Source organism: Bartonella sp. AP72JLCBS, from assembly GCF_042195705.1.
GTDB lineage: Bacteria > Pseudomonadota > Alphaproteobacteria > Rhizobiales > Rhizobiaceae > Bartonella.
The window spans coordinates 1-677 of sequence record NZ_JBHIOU010000112.1 but is presented as its reverse complement, the minus strand read 5'-3'; the positions used below and the strand labels follow the sequence as shown (position 1 = coordinate 677).

The 677-nt window shown below is 44.0% G+C and carries 1 pseudogene; it reads left to right on the top strand.

The features are described 5' to 3' along the window. A pseudogene (locus tag ACFILO_RS09645) lies at positions 1-677 on the top strand (hypothetical protein); the annotation flags it as partial.

Sequence of the window (677 nt, the reverse complement as noted above, 5' to 3'; positions counted from 1 at the left end):
AGCTATACAGATGTGGCTTCAGCGTTTGCCGGTGTAGGAACTTCTTTCACGGATTTACATAAAGAGATTACCAATGAGATTACCACTGCTCAGGCTGACGCCTTGTTGTGGGATAAGTCTAAAGGTGCGTTTGTAGCAACGCATGGTGAAGAGAATACAAGCAGCAAGATAACATCGCTTTCCAATGGATCTATAACTAAAGACTCAAGTGATGCTGTAGCGGGTAACCAGCTGTATGCACTAGGGAGCGGTGTTGCGAAGTCTTTAGGTGGTAAGGCTAAGTATGAGAATGGAACTTGGAGTGCGCCTACATTCGCGGTTAAAAAGTTTTCATCTGATGGCAGTGTTACTGCCTCGAGTTATAACGATGTCGCGTCTGCCTTTGCTGGTGTTGGTGATTCATTCGAGAATGTTAAAGATAAAATCGATCATGTTAAGGATGAAATTACCGAAGAGATTACCAATGAAATTACCACTGCTCAGGCTGACGCCTTGTTGTGGGATAAGTCTAAAGGTGCGTTTGTAACGACGCATGGAGACAGTAAAGAGAACAGCAAGATAACGTCTCTTAAAAATGGCGACATTAGTAGAACGTCAACGGATGCTGTAGCGGGTAATCAGCTATATGCCTTAGGGAGCGGTGTTGCGAAGTCTTTAGGTGGTAAAGCTAAGTATGA